This window comes from Pseudoalteromonas sp. OANN1 (genome assembly GCF_024124685.1).
GTDB classification, from domain to species: Bacteria; Pseudomonadota; Gammaproteobacteria; order Enterobacterales; family Alteromonadaceae; genus Pseudoalteromonas; species Pseudoalteromonas piscicida.
In genome coordinates, this window is record NZ_JAMXSE010000008.1 from 86,746 (window position 1) to 99,911 (window position 13,166).

Here is a 13,166-nt window from a genome sequence, read left to right on the forward strand (position 1 = left end):
GTATTACTCTGGCTGCTTTAATACTTCGACTGAAAGAATAATGACGGGCTCTTTGGGTATAAAGGTATAGCCAAGCTTTTCATTGTAGCCGGTTTCCACCTTCATAATTGCGTCCAGTGTTTCATAGCCTTCAGAGACGTTTCCGAACACGGCAAAACCCCAGCCTCTACCCGGGTTCAAGTGATCGTTGTCATCCATATTAAAGAAAAACTGTCTGGTACCTGAGTGTGGTTTGTTGTCTTGGTAGGCCATGGCAATGGTATACATATCATTTTTCAAACCATTACCGCTTTCATTGAAGATAGCTTCGCGCTCAAACATACCATCGTACTCTTTGTCGTAACCTCCACCTTGGATAACAAAGTCTTTTTCGTTGGCTTCATCACGCTCAACTCGATGAAAGACAGAGCCGTTATAGTCTTTATTGATAACGTAAGTTAAAAAGTTATTTACTGTGATAGGCGCTCTCGATCTGTCTAGTTCGACAATAATCGGCCCTTTACTGGTATTGATCTGAACTCGAGGGAATAGATTATTCTTTTGTACGAATTTACCGTTCATTTCGGCAAATACATTCATACTTAATAATAGGACGGTTAAGCTTAGAATTATTTTTTTCATTAACTTCCTCTCACAAATTGAATAAATTCAGGATCTTGAACGATTCGAGTAACAACCTGTTGAGCTAGGTTGTTGAGCTGCTCTTCGACTTTGGCTTGGTCGTGTTTTAGTGGGCCATTTAAATTAGCACTACCTTTATATTGCTTTTCGAAACTGCGAGCGCCTTGCTTTATCAGTACGGTGACGTCAGCTTCAGCATCACTTTGATGAGTCGAGAAAGATTCATCAATAATGGCTTTAAAGCGATTGATATTCACAGTGATTTGCGCAGCAGCGACCGGTGTTATTTGCGCGCCATGTGCGGTGAGTGCTTGCGTTAATACCTGATTGAAATTAACTGGTAAATTAGCATCAGGTACGTAAAGTGCGGGCTCTTGGTTTTTCACGCGAATGGTGTATTTTGTGGTTCGTAGATCGTTTACTTTGACCGCCACGTTGGCGGCAAGCGCGTTTGACGAAGGTCCTTGATACTCCGGATGAAGAATGACACTGCGTGGTGAGCTTTCACAGCCCACGAGTATCAAGGTTAGCAAAATAATCAGCAATGAAAAACGCATGAAGTTAGCTCCTCTTTATTGCACTTAAAACAGTGAATTTTTTGTTGTTGCCTAGTGTCTTGCTGTTACCGAACAAACGCTTGAGTTTGTCGTCGTATTCCAAGTGGCGGTTACCGATAATTCTTAACTCTCCCCCTTGGCGAAGCGCAGCCTTAGCTTGTAAAAACATCTGCCAAGCAATGTGATCGGTGATTGCGTTGGCCTGATGGAATGGTGGGTTACACAGTATCAGATCCGCACCGTAATTTTCAAAACCCGTAAGGCAGTCGTTTTGAACGAACTGACAATCAGCGACACGCTCGGGTAGGTTATCCACGACATTTTGCTCCGCGCTATGCACCGCCATCGCGGACTCGTCGATAAAGGTGACGGTGGCATTTGGCATTTTTGCGAGCGTCATCAATCCGATGACACCATTACCGCAGCCAAGATCAATGACCTTCAATGGCTTTTTCCCCATAGGGAGGTAATTGATAAAAAAGCGTGCGCCTATATCAAGAGAATCTCGTGAGAAAACATTTGCTTCATTCGACAAGGTAAAATCGGTTTTTTCCAGCAGCCAAGACACAGGGAATTTACTATCAATGGCTTTGGCTGACGTCTTGCTGAACACCAAACGCGATTTTTTTACCGCTAAGCTAGTCGTTGGCTCCGTCAAAAAGTGGCTAAAGCTTTTTAATGTTGAGGTGTGAATTTCTTTTGCTTTGCCAGCCGCAATGACGGGAATGTCTATAGTCAATTTACTTAACTGTGCAAGTTGCGCTTGCAATAGCCCTGAGTTTTTGGGAATTTTTATTAATATCAGATCGATATCCTTTGGCAGCTCATCCATGCTAGTGAGTACATCAACCTTAGCGTCCGCAAGTTCGTTGGCCTCTAAATTATACTCATAGGCGAGGGTACTCACATAAGAGTCGGTCACTACCGTACAGTGCTTGTCAGCAAGTGCACAGCATAATGCGCCAAAACTATCGTTGAGAATGAGAATACGATTTGCATCGCGGTGATGTTCAAAGACATAATCTAACAGGTATTCGTCGGCTGAATCCCAAGCTTGTAAGCTACGATTTTTTTGATCGAGTGGAAACCTATGTAGCGTAAAAGGGTTTCCGGCTAGAATTGCATCAGTCGTCATGTGAATGTTCTATAAATAAAAGCAGCGGGTAGTTTAACATGAGAGCAGTAGACAAAGCACGGAACTTGCCGTGCGGTTTTAGCTATCAAGCACAGGCTATTAGCTTCGATAAAAGTCTAGCGCTATATAATGTACTACTGAATAGCCTTGCGTGGCAGCAAAATACCATCACCTTATTTGGTAAGACCCATCAAACGCCTCGACTTGAACGATTTATTGCCGACCCTGACGTGCATTACAGTTATTCGGGAAAGCGACTTGAAAATGCTCCTTGGCCTTCGGTATTGCTGGGGGTCAGACAAACACTAGAACGCAGATTTAACATGCCTTTTAATGCAGTATTGGCCAATTTTTATCGTAATGGTCAAGACAGCATGGGCTGGCACAGTGATGATGAACCTGAGCTCGGTTTGACGCCCATAATTGCTTCACTGTCGCTTGGCGCGACCCGCAAATTTAAAATACGCCACAAAGTCAGCCACTCTGTAACCGACATTTTATTGGAAACGGGTAGCTTATTGGTAATGCAAGGTGATAGTCAGCGCAACTATCAACATGCTTTGCCAAAGCAGACCAAGGTGACTCAGGGGCGTATTAATCTCACCTTTCGAAGTGTTGGAAATACGCGCTGAACGGCGTATAGTAGCGTCACGAATTGCTCTAGGAGACAAAGTATAATGTCAATGCAATCACAGATTTATGACAAAATAGCTGAAGCCGTTGCGTGCAAACATCTGAACGTTATCAATGAAAGCCATATGCACAGCCGTGGCGAAGAGTCTCACTTTAAAGTCATTGTTGTTAGCGAACAATTTATTGGCCAGCGGCTGCTGCAACGTCATCGAAAGATAAATGAAGTGCTAAAAGATGAGCTGCAAAACCATATTCATGCTTTGGCCATCCATGCCTATACACCAGAAGAGTTTTCAGACAAAGAAGGTCAGACGCCAGAGTCACCAAAATGCTTGGGTGGTTCTAAGTTCGATAGCTGATCAGATGTGTGTTTTACATATCTGCCAGTACACTATGCAGTAATTTTAATAAAGTGAGACCAATTTCACTTTTATTTTGTATCAAATCAATGGATAGGATCTCTTATGGTCATCAAACCAAAAATTCGCGGATTTATTTGTACTAATGCGCATCCGGTAGGCTGTGCTGCACACGTTCAAGAACAGATTGAATACGTAAAACAACAAGGCCAAATCGAAAATGGTCCTAAAAATGTATTAGTAATTGGTGCATCGACAGGTTATGGCTTGGCATCGCGTATCACGGCTGCATTTGGTGCCGGTGCGAAAACGCTAGGTATCTTCTTTGAAAAAGAAGGCTCAGAGAAGAAAACCGCGTCAGCGGGTTGGTATAATACGGCTGCCTTCCAACAAGCTGCAGAAGAAGCGGGTTTGTGGTCGAAAAATATCAATGGCGATGCATATTCTGATGAGTTGAAGCAAAAAACCATCGACACCATCAAAGCTGAACTGGGTAAAGTAGATTTAGTGGTATATAGCCTTGCGTCTCCTCGTCGTAAAGACCCTAAATCTGATGAAGTTTACTCTTCAACACTTAAGCCAATTGGCTCAGCTATCACAACTAAAAACCTGAATACTTCTAAGCGTGTTATTGATGAAATGACAGTTGAAGCTGCTAACGAAGACGAAATCGCCAATACGGTTAAAGTGATGGGTGGTGAAGACTGGGAACTTTGGATTGATGCGCTTAAGCAAGCGGATGTGTTAGCTGATGGTTTCAAGACAACGGCATATACTTATATTGGTAAAGAGCTGACTTGGCCAATATACGGTCACGCGACTATTGGTAAAGCAAAAGAAGACTTGGACCGTGCAACGCTGGCAATTCGCGAAACCACTGCTGATATTAATGGCGAAGCTTATGTGTCTTCACTGAATGCAGTAGTGACGCAGGCAAGCTCTGCTATTCCAATTATGCCTCTTTATATCTCTGCACTATTTAAAGTGATGAAAGGTGATGGAACTTATGAAGGAACTATCGAGCAAATTCATGGGTTGTTTACTGAAAATCTATATGGTCAATCGCCACGCTTTGATGATGGCGGTCACTTGTTCCAAAACTATAAGGAACTAGAAGACGGCGTTCAAGCTCGTGTGCAAACTATTTGGGATACTGTTGATACCGATACAATTGATGAATTGACGGATTATGTTGGTTATCACAACGAATTCTTGAAGCTATTCGGCTTCGGAGTTGACGGCGTAGATTACGAAGCTGATGTGGATGCAACGGTAGAAATTAGTCACCTCGTTTAATTTCACGGTTTTTGATCTCACTGTTTTTGATTTTGCGGGCAAAGTGCTAATTGGTACTTTGCCCGTTTTTGTTTGACCGTGAATTTTTACTTATTTTGCAGATAAGGGTAAGAAAAATTTTATCTATGCCACTTTGGTCTATACTCCTTCCAGTGATGGATTTTTCAACTAATCTAAATCCACGTTAAAGTCGTATTAATTTCATAATTCCACTCGCATACTCAGTACGATTAATGTTAAAATCAGAGAAATATGTGAGGACTTTTATCACGACGCTGCTTTTTTGTGCGCGTTGAGGGGTATTTTAAAGGGGCTTGTTTGGGAACCCTATCCGGACTCATAACTTTCTGCTCTTTATACCTAATACTTAGTACAAACGAGGTGGCGCTGTGGTGACTAAAGATATTTTCAGTTTCTTTCCGTTAATGTAATGCAAGTGCGTATGATCAACATAAAAAAAGGTCTGGACTTACCAATAGAGGGCGCACCTCAGCAAGTTATTCATGATGGTTCTGCCGTCAAACGAGTAGCTGTGCTAGGTGAAGAATTCATCGGTATGCGTCCTACCATGCATATTCGTGTGGATGACCAAGTCAAAAAAGGCCAAGTTCTTTTTGAAGATAAAAAGAACCCAGGCGTCAAGTTTACTGCGCCAGCTTCTGGTGTAGTTAAAGAAATTAACCGTGGTGCTAAGCGTGTACTTCAATCCGTTGTGATCGAAGTTCAAGGCGACGAGCAAATCACTTTCGAGAAGTTTTCAGCTGCTGATTTAAGCAACTTAGACTCTGAAAAAGTGAAGGAAGTGCTAATCGAGTCTGGTCAATGGCCAGCGCTTCGTGCACGTCCATTCAGCCGTGTCGCTGTGCCGAGTGCAACACCTAGCTCAATCTTTGTGACAGCAACAGATACTAATCCGTTAGCAGCAGATCCTGCTGTTATCATCGCAGAAAACGTGGAAGCGTTTGAAGCGGGTCTAGCGGTTGTATCTCGTTTGACTGAAGGCAAAGTATTTGTGTGTAAGAAAGCGGGTGCTAACGTACCTAGTTCTTCTATCTCACAAGTAGAAGTTCATGAGTTTGCAGGTGTGCACCCAGCAGGTAACGTGGGTACTCACATTCACTTCCTAGATTCTGTAGGTACAAACAAGCAAGTTTGGCACATTGGTTACCAAGATGTCATCGCGTTTGGTAAGTTGTTCCTGACAGGTGAAATCTACTCAGACAGAGTTATTGCTCTAGCAGGTCCTCGAGTTAAGAACCCTCGCTTAGTAAAAACTCATGTCGGTGCGTCGCTAACAGATTTAGTTGCAGGCGAGCTTGAAGACGGTGATAACCGAGTCATTTCTGGCTCTGTGTTAGCTGGTAAAACAGCAACTGGCCCTCACGCTTACCTTGGTCGTTACCATACTCAAGTATCAGTTTTACTTGAAGGTCGCGAGAAAGAGCTATTTGGCTGGATCGCTCCGGGTAGTGACAAATTCTCAGTAACACGTACATTCATTTCACACTTAACACCTAGCCGTTTGTTCAAGATGACAACGTCTACTGGTGGTTCTAAGCGTGCGATGGTACCAATCGGTAACTATGAGCGTGTTATGCCACTCGATATTTTGCCAACGCTATTATTACGTGATCTTATTTCACGTGATCTAGATTCTGCGATTTCGTTGGGTGCACTAGAGCTAGATGAAGAAGATTTAGCACTATGTACTTACGTATGTCCGGGCAAATATGAGTACGGTTCAATCCTACGCGATTGCCTGACTACTATCGAGAAGGAAGGTTAAAAATGGCCTTAAAGAAATTTTTAGAAGACATTGAACCTCACTTTGAACCTGGTGGTAAACACGAGAAGTGGTACGCGCTTTACGAAGCCGTAGCAACTATCTTCTATACTCCTGGTTATGTAAACAAAGGTGCAACGCACGTTCGCGATAATATCGACCTAAAACGTATTATGATTTTAGTGTGGATGGCGACGTTCCCAGCAATGTTCTTTGGTATGTTCAACATCGGTCACCAAGCTGCGCTTGCACTAGGTAACGGTTTTGAGCTTGCTAATACTTGGCAGGTAGCTATCTTCCAAGCGCTTGGTGGTGAATTAACCGCTGATGCAGGTTGGGGCGCCAAGATGTTCTATGGCGCGTGTTTCTTCTTGCCTATTTACGCTACCGTGTTCGCGGTTGGTGGCTTCTGGGAAGTGTTATTCGCATCAGTTCGTAAGCACGAAGTAAACGAAGGCTTCTTTGTGACCTCGGTTCTATTTGCGCTTATCCTGCCTGCGACAATTCCTTTATGGCAAGCCGCGTTAGGTATTACGTTTGGTGTTGTAATCGCGAAGGAAATCTTCGGCGGTACTGGTCGTAACTTCTTAAACCCAGCACTTGCAGGCCGTGCGTTCTTATTCTTCGCATACCCTGCTGACATTTCTGGTGACACAGTGTGGACAGCTGTTGATTCGTTCTCTGGTGCAACTTACCTAGGTCAAGCAACTGCAGGTTCACTAGACTACAGCAATATGGACCTTTGGTTTAATGCGTTTTATGGCTTTATCCAAGGCTCTGTAGGTGAGACATCAACACTAGCAATCTTACTTGGTGGTTTGTTCCTGGTTTATGTTCGTATCGCTTCATGGCGCATCGTACTAGGTACATTCATTGGTATGGTTGTAATGTCATTCGTTCTAAATGCAATTGGCTCTGAAACAAATGCTGCGTTTGCTATGCCTTGGCATTGGCACTTAGTACTTGGTGGTTTTGCATTTGGTATGTTCTTTATGGCAACAGACCCTGTATCTGCGTCTTTCACAGACAAAGGTAAGTGGTTATACGGTGCGCTAATCGGTGTAATGGTTGTGCTTATCCGTGTTGTTAACCCGGCATACCCAGAGGGCATGATGTTGGCAATCCTATTCGCTAACCTTTTTGCTCCACTATTCGACCACTTCGTAGTGCAGTCTAATGTGAAGAGGAGATTGGCACGTGTCAACTAATAATGAATCAATGGGCAAAACGCTTGGCGTAGTTGTTGGCTTATGTTTAGTGTGTGCAATCGTAGTATCTTTTGCTTCGGTTCAGCTTCGCCCTATGCAACAAGCAAACAAAAACGAAGATATTCAACGTAACATTTTAGCCGTTGCTGGCTACGATAAAGTTAAAAACGTATCTGAAGTTTTTAACCAAAATATCGAATCACGTGTTGTTAGTCTTAAAACAGGTGAGTTTGTAGAAGACGTTAAAGCGGAAACTTTTGACTTTGAAGCGACTAAGTTTGATGCCAAACGTAGCTACAAGCTTTCAAAAGCAGAAGACAAAGCGGGTATTCAACGTATCACAAATAACTCTCCAGTTTATTTTGCAAAAGATGACCAAGGTAAAGTGTCTACTATCATTCTACCAATCCAAGGTTATGGCCTTTGGGGTGTGATGTATGGCTTCCTTGCGCTAGAAGCTGATGGTGAGACGATTAAGTCAATCAACTTTTATAAGCACAGCGAAACTCCTGGTCTTGGTGGCGAAATCCAAAACCCTAAGTGGACTGCACTTTGGGAAGGTAAAGAGCTTCCTATCGATGTAGTTAAAGGTAGTGCTGGCGGTAACGAACACAAGGTAGACGGTCTATCTGGTGCGACACTTACTTCTAACGGTGTTGATCATACAGTAGATTTCTGGACAAGCGACAAAGCGTTTGGTCCATTCCTTGCGAAAGTACGTAAAGGAGCATTGAACTAATGGCTAATGCAAAAGAAATGAAGGAAGTCTTGTTTGGTCCTGTTTTTGCGAACAACCCGATTGCACTACAAGTGTTGGGTATCTGTTCTGCACTAGCGGTAACTTCAAGCCTTAAAAATGCACTTATCATGTCAATTGCGTTGACATTGGTTACTGCGTTTTCAAGTTTATTTATCTCAATGATCCGTAATCACATTCCTTCAAGTGTGCGTATCATTGTACAAATGACGATTATTGCATCTCTAGTAATCGTTGTAGACCAAGTGCTTCAAGCCGTTGTTTACTCAACAGCAAAAGAACTATCAACGTTCATCGGCCTTATCATTACTAACTGTATCGTAATGGGTCGTGCAGAAGCATACGCAATGAAGTCACCACCAACAATGTCGTTCCTTGACGGTATTGGTAACGGCTTAGGTTACTCTGTTGTACTTCTAACAGTTGGCTTTATCCGTGAGCTATTTGGTGCGGGCACATTGTTTGGCGTTGAAATCTTACCACTTATCTCTGAAGGTGGTTGGTATCAGCCTATGGGTCTACTAGTTATGCCATTCAGTTCGTTCTTCATCGTAGGTGCATTTATTTGGGCACTACGTACTTGGAAGAAAGAGCAAGTAGAAGCGAAGGCATAAGGGGAGAGAGATGGAACAATATATCAATTTATTTATAAAAGCAGTTTTCATTGAAAACTTAGCTTTGTCTTTCTTCTTAGGTATGTGTACTTTCTTGGCGGTATCTAAGAAAGTAACAACGTCGCTAGGTCTAGGTATTGCGGTAGTTGTAGTTCTTGGTATCTCTGTACCAGTAAACAACTTGGTTTATCACGCAGTGCTAGCGCCGGGCGCATTGGAATGGTTAGGCTTCCCTGAAGTGGATCTTAGCTTCCTACGCTTCTTGACGTTTATCGGTGTAATCGCAGCGCTTGTTCAAATTCTAGAAATGACATTGGATAAGTTCTTCCCTGCGCTATATAACGCACTAGGTATCTTCCTACCGCTAATCACAGTTAACTGTGCGATTTTCGGTGCGGTATCATTCATGGTTGAGCGTAACTTAAACTTCGGTGAATCTGTAGTTTATGGTCTAGGTTCAGGTGTGGGCTGGGCACTTGCTATCGTATTGTTAGCAGGTATTCGTGAGAAGATGAAGTATGCAGACGTTCCTGATGGTTTACGTGGCTTAGGTATTACCTTTGTTACTGTAGGTCTAATGGGCTTTGGCTTCATGTCATTCTCTGGTATTTCACTGTAAGGTAGCGAGGAAACTATACGATGGAAACTATTGTATTAGGCGTAAGCATGTTCATCGCTATCGTTGTGATGCTAGTGCTTATCATCATTGCAGCGAAATCGAAGCTTGTAGCAAGCGGTGACGTTACAATTGATATTAACGGCGATCCTGAAAAAGCGATCAAGACTCCTGCTGGCGGTAAGCTACTAGGTGCACTTGCAAACGCGGGTATTTTCGTATCGTCTGCATGTGGTGGCGGTGGCTCATGTGGTCAGTGTCGCGTACATATTAAAGAAGGTGGTGGTGATATTCTACCAACCGAACTTGACCACATCTCTAAAGGTGAAGCACGTGAAGGCTGTCGTCTTGCGTGTCAGGTTAATGTTAAAAACGACATGGAAATCGAAGTTGAAGAATCAATCTTCGGTGTTAAGAAGTGGGAATGTACTGTTATCTCTAACGATAACAAAGCAACTTTCATCAAGGAGCTAAAACTAGGCATCCCTGAAGGTGAAGTTGTACCTTTCCGTGCCGGTGGTTACATTCAGATTGAAGCACCAGCTCACCATGTTAAATATGCAGACTATGATATTCCTGAAGAATATCGTGCTGACTGGGAACGTTTTGGTTTCTTTAAGCTAGAGTCTAAAGTTGACGACGAAACGATCCGTGCGTACTCAATGGCTAACTACCCAGAAGAGTTTGGCATCATCATGCTAAACGTACGTATCGCAACTCCGCCGCCAAATAACCTAACATTACCTTGTGGTAAGATGTCATCGTACATCTGGTCACTTAAAGAAGGTGATAAGGTTACTATTTCTGGTCCATTCGGTGAATTCTTCGCGAAAGACACAGATGCAGAAATGGTATTTGTTGGTGGTGGTGCTGGTATGGCGCCAATGCGTTCACACATTTTCGATCAGCTTAAGCGTCTTAACTCTAAGCGTAAGATGTCTTTCTGGTACGGTGCACGTTCTAAGCGTGAAATGTTCTACGTGGAAGACTTTGACGGTCTAGCTGAAGAAAATGATAACTTCCAATGGCATGTTGCCCTTTCAGATCCTCAACCAGAGGATAACTGGGAAGGTTACACGGGCTTCATTCATAACGTACTTTTTGAAAACTATCTTAAAGACCATGAAGCGCCAGAAGATTGTGAGTTCTACATGTGTGGTCCTCCAATGATGAACGCGGCAGTTATTAACATGCTTAAAGACTTAGGTGTGGAAGACGAAAACATCCTACTTGATGACTTCGGTGGTTAATTAGGTTTCGGTCTAACAATGAACTTAAGTTAGAATATAAGCCCTCCAGCAAAATACTTTGCTCGAGGGCTTTTTTATACCCGTTGGTACTAAATTCAGGGAATTCTGATGCAAGCAAGTTACGCTTTTTTATCTAGATTTTTTATTATTTCGTTTTTATTCGTTTTTTTAACAGGGTGCCAAGACGCCAAACCTGAAGCCAAGGAAATCGTGCTGTCTGGTAAAACCATGGGCACAACCTACAACATCAAAGTATTCCCTGGCGAAAAGTCGCTCTCACAAGCGCAGCTGCACGATGAGGTTGAACAAGCATTAAAGACTGTTAATCAATCTATGTCCACCTATATCCCAGATTCTGAGATTAACCAGTTCAACCGTTTAGCGGCAAATACCGTTATGCCTATCAGTGAAGACTTTCGCTTGGTAGTTGCTGAATCTATCCGCCTTGGGAAGTCGACAAAAACGCTTGATGTTACGATGGGACCGCTTATCGATTTGTGGGGATTTGGTCCTGACAAAAGACCAACAATGCGTCCGTCACAGGCTGAGTTAGACGATATGCGCACTCGTATCGGTGTCGATAAGCTCATTTTAAATGACAGTGGCCTCGCTAAAACAATTGCTGGACTTGAATTATCATTTTCTGCAACCGCTAAAGGTTATGGTATAGATAAGGTCGCTGAGGTGATTGAGAGTCATGATATTCATGACTATATGGTTGAAATTGGCGGCGAGCTGCGAGTTTCAGGTAAGAAGCCGGATGGTGAGTGGCGTATTGCTATCGAGAAACCTGATGCGCCTGTTGGTCAACGCCAAATTCACCGTGTGATAGAGCCTGGCAAAAATGGCATTGCGACCTCAGGTGACTACCGTATTTTCTATGAAATGGATGGTGAAACCTTTACACACCTTATTGACCCAACAACAGGTCGCCCGGTTAAACATGAGCTAGTATCAGTAACGGTACTGCATCCATCTGCGATGACGGCTGATGGCTTAGCAACAGCATTGACTGTGATGGGCACGGAGCGTGCAAAGGCGTATGCCACTGAGCATCAACTCCCCGTGTATTTGATGTATAAAAGTCCTGAAGGGATCAAGAGTTACGCGAGTGAAGCATTTCAGCCGTACTTGAATTAAGCTCTACAACACCCCATAATTTAATTGTGAGTGACGTCATGAAAGCGTATAATTTGCGCGTCGTCACTCAATTCAATGTAGCAATAAAAGGGGCTAGATAATGTCTTTATTCCTCCTTACTTTCGGTTTACTTATGCTTATCGCTGTTGCGATGGCAGTAGGCGTTATCGTACAAAAGAAATCCATGGCAAGTAGCTGTGGTGGTTTGGGCTCAATGGGCATTGACAAAATTTGTGATTGCGACGATCCATGCGATAAACGCAAAAAGCGGTTAGCAAAAGAAGAGATGTGGAAAGAAAACCAGATCCTGTAACCGTAGAATAATATTAATTGAAAACGCAAGCTTAGCTTGCGTTTTTGCTTTTTGGGTAACAAACCTTAGGTTAAGTAAAAATGCAGCGGCAGCTATATTTTGTTCGTCATGGTGAAACGACCCTATCAGGCCATTTACTTGGAGTGACAGATCCCGAACTCAGTACCATAGGCGCTCAGCAATTGCTGCAATCGTTAACGAGTCTAAGTGGCCTGCGGCGTATTATTAGCTCTCCAAGGAAGCGCTGCCTGAATACAGCCACAGCCTTTGCAAAGCAGTATCAACTCCCCGTTGACGTGGAGCCAAATCTCGCCGAATTTGATTTTGGGTTATGGGATGGACAACCATATGATACGCTTTGGCGAGAAACCCAATCTCCAAGTATTGGCGATTTTTGGCACAACCCTTGGCTGCACACGCCTCCTGAGGGCGAGTCTATGTATGATTTTCATCATCGGGTTGCCACATGGTGGCACAGCATTTTGGCGTCGCCAAGTGAAGAGTGTACCGCCGTGGTAGCACATGCTGGAGTAATAAAAGCGCTTGTAGCACTTATTCTTGACCTATCGCCTGAGCTTACTGCATACCAATCGAAGATAGATATTCCTTATGCGGGTATAGTAAAAGTTGAGGTGTTTTACGACAGCTGCCAAACTGCTTGGCCAAAAGTTGTATTTTAGACGTCTAGACTTCATAATATTGCAAATTTCGTGATAGGCAGATATTGGGAATGAGGTGTGAGTCCTCAACTGTCCCCGCAACTGTAAGTGTATGAGCCTTGTCTCTTGCATAAGTCAGATACCAAGGCCTATCTATATACTTAAGCGGGCAGACTTAAGTCAAAGTTGTCGCTTCTCTATAAGCTACTACTTTGCCGTGCCCAA

General features: G+C 43.3%; 15 protein-coding genes and 1 riboswitch. Of the genes, 12 read left to right on the plus strand and 3 right to left on the minus strand.

Annotated features, from left to right (window positions below; translation table 11 throughout):
• Nucleotides 1-3: 3 nt before the first annotated feature.
• From NH462_RS09140 to NH462_RS09150, 3 genes are read right to left on the minus strand one after another with little or no spacing between them, the layout of a single operon-like run.
• Nucleotides 4-621, minus strand: a complete 618-nt coding sequence (locus tag NH462_RS09140; RefSeq protein ID WP_010372225.1) for a peptidylprolyl isomerase — start codon at nucleotides 619-621, stop codon at nucleotides 4-6.
• Nucleotides 621-1,178, minus strand: coding sequence for a YajG family lipoprotein (locus tag NH462_RS09145; protein WP_010372222.1), 558 nt, complete (start codon nucleotides 1,176-1,178; stop codon nucleotides 621-623). Before NH462_RS09145 ends, NH462_RS09140 begins: the two co-directional genes overlap by 1 nt.
• A gap of 4 nt (nucleotides 1,179-1,182) precedes the next feature.
• Nucleotides 1,183-2,313 carry a methyltransferase gene (locus NH462_RS09150; RefSeq protein ID WP_253105473.1) on the minus strand — a complete coding sequence of 377 codons (1,131 nt, stop codon included), beginning with the start codon at nucleotides 2,311-2,313 and terminating at the stop codon, nucleotides 1,183-1,185.
• 38 nt (nucleotides 2,314-2,351) lie between these two features.
• On the opposite strand from NH462_RS09150, the gene NH462_RS09155 reads away from it, so the two are divergent.
• The 12 genes from NH462_RS09155 (at nucleotide 2,352) to NH462_RS09210 (ending at nucleotide 12,962) form a co-directional block, all read left to right on the plus strand.
• A complete protein-coding gene (locus NH462_RS09155; protein WP_253105474.1) occupies nucleotides 2,352-2,945 on the plus strand; it encodes an alpha-ketoglutarate-dependent dioxygenase AlkB in 594 nt (197 codons plus the stop codon).
• 45 nt (nucleotides 2,946-2,990) lie between these two features.
• On the plus strand, nucleotides 2,991-3,305 hold the full coding sequence (locus NH462_RS09160; RefSeq protein ID WP_010372214.1) for a BolA family protein: 315 nt from the start codon (nucleotides 2,991-2,993) through the stop codon (nucleotides 3,303-3,305).
• Nucleotides 3,306-3,410: 105 nt separating this feature from the next.
• On the plus strand, nucleotides 3,411-4,601 hold the full coding sequence (fabV, locus tag NH462_RS09165) for an enoyl-ACP reductase FabV (protein ID WP_253105475.1): 1,191 nt from the start codon (nucleotides 3,411-3,413) through the stop codon (nucleotides 4,599-4,601).
• 442 nt (nucleotides 4,602-5,043) lie between these two features.
• Nucleotides 5,044-6,387 carry a Na(+)-translocating NADH-quinone reductase subunit A gene (locus NH462_RS09170; protein WP_010372207.1) on the plus strand — a complete coding sequence of 448 codons (1,344 nt, stop codon included), beginning with the start codon at nucleotides 5,044-5,046 and terminating at the stop codon, nucleotides 6,385-6,387.
• A 2-nt stretch (nucleotides 6,388-6,389) separates the two neighbouring features.
• Nucleotides 6,390-7,592: an NADH:ubiquinone reductase (Na(+)-transporting) subunit B gene (locus NH462_RS09175; protein ID WP_017216396.1), complete on the plus strand. Its 1,203-nt coding sequence runs from the start codon at nucleotides 6,390-6,392 to the stop codon at nucleotides 7,590-7,592.
• Complete coding sequence (locus NH462_RS09180; RefSeq protein ID WP_010372202.1) at nucleotides 7,582-8,331, plus strand: Na(+)-translocating NADH-quinone reductase subunit C; 750 nt, start codon at nucleotides 7,582-7,584, stop codon at nucleotides 8,329-8,331. The genes NH462_RS09175 and NH462_RS09180 overlap by 11 nt, the downstream gene beginning before the upstream one ends.
• Nucleotides 8,331-8,963 carry an NADH:ubiquinone reductase (Na(+)-transporting) subunit D gene (locus tag NH462_RS09185; protein WP_010372200.1) on the plus strand — a complete coding sequence of 211 codons (633 nt, stop codon included), beginning with the start codon at nucleotides 8,331-8,333 and terminating at the stop codon, nucleotides 8,961-8,963. The genes NH462_RS09180 and NH462_RS09185 overlap by 1 nt, the downstream gene beginning before the upstream one ends.
• Nucleotides 8,964-8,973: 10 nt before the next feature.
• The gene (gene nqrE, locus NH462_RS09190; RefSeq protein ID WP_010372198.1) at nucleotides 8,974-9,582 is read left to right on the plus strand and encodes an NADH:ubiquinone reductase (Na(+)-transporting) subunit E; all 609 of its coding nucleotides are present in this window, start codon (nucleotides 8,974-8,976) and stop codon (nucleotides 9,580-9,582) included.
• A gap of 20 nt (nucleotides 9,583-9,602) precedes the next feature.
• A complete protein-coding gene (gene nqrF, locus NH462_RS09195) occupies nucleotides 9,603-10,829 on the plus strand; it encodes an NADH:ubiquinone reductase (Na(+)-transporting) subunit F (RefSeq protein ID WP_010372196.1) in 1,227 nt (408 codons plus the stop codon).
• Between the two features lie 108 nt (nucleotides 10,830-10,937).
• Nucleotides 10,938-11,969, plus strand: a complete 1,032-nt coding sequence (locus tag NH462_RS09200) for an FAD:protein FMN transferase (RefSeq protein ID WP_253105477.1) — start codon at nucleotides 10,938-10,940, stop codon at nucleotides 11,967-11,969.
• A gap of 100 nt (nucleotides 11,970-12,069) precedes the next feature.
• Nucleotides 12,070-12,282 carry a (Na+)-NQR maturation NqrM gene (gene nqrM, locus NH462_RS09205; RefSeq protein WP_010372193.1) on the plus strand — a complete coding sequence of 71 codons (213 nt, stop codon included), beginning with the start codon at nucleotides 12,070-12,072 and terminating at the stop codon, nucleotides 12,280-12,282.
• An 80-nt stretch (nucleotides 12,283-12,362) separates the two neighbouring features.
• Entirely contained in the window at nucleotides 12,363-12,962 is a 600-nt protein-coding gene (locus tag NH462_RS09210) for a histidine phosphatase family protein (protein ID WP_010372191.1), read from the plus strand.
• A riboswitch (cobalamin riboswitch) is annotated at nucleotides 12,953-13,108 on the plus strand. Its footprint overlaps the gene before it by 10 nt.
• Nucleotides 13,109-13,166: the final 58 nt, after the last annotated feature.

What these genes read in the sequence shown, in the direction of transcription:
- NH462_RS09185 (WP_010372200.1), top strand. Translation starts at nt 8,331, where the DNA reads ATGGCTAATGCAAAAGAAATGAAGGAAGTCTTGTTTGGTCCTGTTTTT.
- NH462_RS09155 (WP_253105474.1), top strand. Translation starts at nt 2,352, where the DNA reads ATGAGAGCAGTAGACAAAGCACGGAACTTGCCGTGCGGTTTTAGCTAT.
- nqrM (WP_010372193.1), top strand. Translation starts at nt 12,070, where the DNA reads ATGTCTTTATTCCTCCTTACTTTCGGTTTACTTATGCTTATCGCTGTT.
- NH462_RS09170 (WP_010372207.1), top strand. Translation starts at nt 5,044, where the DNA reads ATGATCAACATAAAAAAAGGTCTGGACTTACCAATAGAGGGCGCACCT.
- NH462_RS09145 (WP_010372222.1), bottom strand. Translation starts at nt 1,178, where the DNA reads ATGCGTTTTTCATTGCTGATTATTTTGCTAACCTTGATACTCGTGGGC.
- NH462_RS09160 (WP_010372214.1), top strand. Translation starts at nt 2,991, where the DNA reads ATGTCAATGCAATCACAGATTTATGACAAAATAGCTGAAGCCGTTGCG.
- nqrF (WP_010372196.1), top strand. Translation starts at nt 9,603, where the DNA reads ATGGAAACTATTGTATTAGGCGTAAGCATGTTCATCGCTATCGTTGTG.
- NH462_RS09175 (WP_017216396.1), top strand. Translation starts at nt 6,390, where the DNA reads ATGGCCTTAAAGAAATTTTTAGAAGACATTGAACCTCACTTTGAACCT.
- fabV (WP_253105475.1), top strand. Translation starts at nt 3,411, where the DNA reads ATGGTCATCAAACCAAAAATTCGCGGATTTATTTGTACTAATGCGCAT.
- NH462_RS09210 (WP_010372191.1), top strand. Translation starts at nt 12,363, where the DNA reads ATGCAGCGGCAGCTATATTTTGTTCGTCATGGTGAAACGACCCTATCA.
- NH462_RS09150 (WP_253105473.1), bottom strand. Translation starts at nt 2,313, where the DNA reads ATGACGACTGATGCAATTCTAGCCGGAAACCCTTTTACGCTACATAGG.
- NH462_RS09200 (WP_253105477.1), top strand. Translation starts at nt 10,938, where the DNA reads ATGCAAGCAAGTTACGCTTTTTTATCTAGATTTTTTATTATTTCGTTT.
- NH462_RS09140 (WP_010372225.1), bottom strand. Translation starts at nt 621, where the DNA reads ATGAAAAAAATAATTCTAAGCTTAACCGTCCTATTATTAAGTATGAAT.
- nqrE (WP_010372198.1), top strand. Translation starts at nt 8,974, where the DNA reads ATGGAACAATATATCAATTTATTTATAAAAGCAGTTTTCATTGAAAAC.